Below are 2630 nucleotides of genomic sequence, written 5' to 3' on the forward strand. Positions count from 1 at the left end.
AGGTAACCATCTGGGCAGATACCGGTTTTCAAGGTATAGATAAACAGCATCCTAATACACAAATCCCAAAAAAAGGAACTCGAAAAAGACCTTTATCGCCTGAACAAAAACAAGAAAATAAAATAATCTCGGGCATCCGTATTACAGTTGAACACGCCATCGCGGGTATCAAGCGCCTCGGTTGCATGACCCAAATTTTACGGAATCGTAGACCCTTTATTGATGATACCTTCTTACTCCTTAGCGCAGGTCTTTGGAATTTCCATCTCAGAACAGCGTAAAATTTACTTCAATCACCGAAACACCCTTATTTCACTATTAAGCAACACGCTTATAGAAGGTTCAACTAATCGCCATAGGTCTTTAGGGCGGAAACATCTACTTTTTAACCATCGGCTAACCGTGTCATGAGATAAAGGCGATGGGCTGACTTCTGATAACGCCAAACTAGAGTATCTTACACTGCTTACTTGCAAGAATATTTTATAGATATCTTTAATGCATGGATAACCGGACAAAATATGAACATCCTTATTTTTTCTTGTTTTTAAATTTATACTTCTTTTTTAGAGACTGCGAAACTCGTGTTTGATTTTTTATTGCAAATTAGCGACAGTTGGGTTGCTTTTAAACTTAATCAAAATTTTCATTTTCATTGATGGTTAATGGTTTATTGATTAATAAGTCAAATAATAAAAACCGTTTTTATTGGTAAGTAACGCGGTAGTTAACATATGAGGGAACGTTTGAAAGACGTCTTTTATTATGAAATTAAATTCTATCATAATAATTATAACAACTTTAATATCCGCAATATTTGCGGTGGTTTATAACAATTACACTCATCTAAAGTATCAATACAAAAAGCTTAAAGATGAATTACAACAACAGATAGAACTTAAAAATAATTATTTATACGAAATAAAGTCGTTGCAACAAATTGATGTTAAACGTACTCAGGAACTTAATAATGCGAAAATGGAAATACATAAGCTTAGTGATGATTTGCGTAATAACCATAAGCGCTTGTTCGTCAAAGCAGTGTGTCCCCCAGATCAAAATGTTGCCACCACCACCACCACCGGCTTGGATGCTATCAGATCCACCGAATTGGAGCCAGACGCTGGACGAAATTATCTTCGTCTCAGACGTCAACTTGAAACATTAGAAGCCCAATTTTTGGGATTACGAGCAAGAGTGCAGGAAATTTATAAACAGTGATAAATTTGTTATTCATGTGCTCAATCATGATTGCATCATTTGTAATTAATATTGTTTTGAAATTAATTGTTACATTTTAAATAAGGAGTTGAAAAACCGTTTCATTTATTGTTAAAAATAGTTAAACGAACAGAGGAAAAAAACATGTACTTCATCGATTATAACTCATATCGTTCAGTCAAAAGTTTTAACCGTAGAATTCGTTTTCTTGTTATGCATTATACGGCTTTAAATTTTCAAGCTTCAATTACTGCATTAACGGGTAATAGTGTTAGTGCGCATTATTTAGTACCAGATCCAACTGATAAAACTTATCAGGCTGCTGGTTTTAATGATGTCAGAATTTTTAATTTGGTAGATGAAAATGAGCGAACATGGCATGCGGGTGTTAGCTTATGGGCTGGACGATCAAATTTAAATGATACGGCGATAGGGATCGAAATCGTCAATGAAGCGGGTTATGCTAATGGAAAAATGATTTTTCCGCCGTTTAATGATAAACAAATTGATGCTGTAAAAGAATTAGCATTAAATATTATTCAACGTTATCCAGATATGTCACCAACAAATATTGTTGGGCATTCAGACATTGCCATTGGCCGTAAAAGTGATCCAGGTGCTGCCTTTCCATGGAAAAAACTTTATGACGCTGGAATTGGTGCCTGGTATGAAGAAGAAATAAAACAGAAGTATATGGAGCAATTCAAAAATAAAATACCGGCAAAGGCGGAGATTGTTAAAAAACTGAAGTCCTATGGCTATGATGTATCTCAGGCAGCCAATAATAATGACTATATAAAATTGATCAGAGCTTTTCAGCTACATTTTCGGCAATCAAATTATGAAGGCATAATAGACGTTGAAACCGTGGCTATTCTTTATGCTTTAGTAGAAAAGTATTTTCCTTAATCGTTTATTAAGATTTAGCTTATAAAAAACTATCATTTAATTCTGATGGTTTATTATATTTAAACATAACAACCCATTGAAAGTAAATGAAAATTTTTATTAAAACAAATGCTATGTTAATTTTGAGAGTTTTAAAATATGGCTAAACCGATATAGGTCAGTTAAGTTCTGATTGGATTTTAATATAAATATTCTTTTACTATAATAATTATTTTTTTAGAACTAACTATTAATATTTTATCTGTAAAATATCGTTTATTAAACTATATTTACTGGTAAATTCATTAAACTTTCATTCTTGTACTCAATAAAATGTATGCTAATTAGCTACCGTAATAATATGCTCTTATATTTTATGATTTAAGTTGTTACTTTATTTTGATAACCAGCCCTAGCGGCTAGTTTTTTGTATTATGATTATGCTTTTGGTTACCAAGTCGGCTCAATTATTACTTTAGGGCACCTCGAAACACTCAAGATTTTCAATTAACCCTTGGCTT

Annotated in this window: 4 protein-coding genes; 3 read left to right on the forward strand and 1 reads right to left on the reverse strand. The window is 32.7% G+C overall.

The features are described from left to right. On the forward strand, nucleotides 1-281 hold a 281-nt coding region (locus CBG25_RS16395), incomplete at its 5' end, for a transposase family protein (RefSeq protein ID WP_290603775.1). Between the two features lie 12 nt (nucleotides 282-293). Here the strand turns inward: CBG25_RS16395 and CBG25_RS16400 are convergent. Further along, nucleotides 294-518, reverse strand: coding sequence for a hypothetical protein (locus CBG25_RS16400; RefSeq protein ID WP_290607941.1), 225 nt, complete (start codon nucleotides 516-518; stop codon nucleotides 294-296). A 304-nt stretch (nucleotides 519-822) separates the two neighbouring features. Between CBG25_RS16400 and CBG25_RS16405 the strand changes: the two genes are divergently transcribed. Together CBG25_RS16405 and CBG25_RS16410 are read left to right on the forward strand one after the other, a co-directional pair. Further along, nucleotides 823-1221, forward strand: coding sequence for a lysis system i-spanin subunit Rz (locus CBG25_RS16405; RefSeq protein ID WP_290607942.1), 399 nt, complete (start codon nucleotides 823-825; stop codon nucleotides 1219-1221). 144 nt (nucleotides 1222-1365) lie between these two features. Then, nucleotides 1366-2130, forward strand: a complete 765-nt coding sequence (locus CBG25_RS16410) for an N-acetylmuramoyl-L-alanine amidase (RefSeq protein WP_290607943.1) — start codon at nucleotides 1366-1368, stop codon at nucleotides 2128-2130. Nucleotides 2131-2630: the final 500 nt, after the last annotated feature.

Source organism: Arsenophonus sp. ENCA (genome assembly GCF_002287155.1).
GTDB lineage: Bacteria > Pseudomonadota > Gammaproteobacteria > Enterobacterales > Enterobacteriaceae > Arsenophonus > Arsenophonus nilaparvatae.

Bases quoted from the DNA above. Each gene is read 5' to 3' on its own strand.
- CBG25_RS16410 (WP_290607943.1), top strand. From the start codon at position 1,366: ATGTACTTCATCGATTATAACTCATATCGTTCAGTCAAAAGTTTTAAC.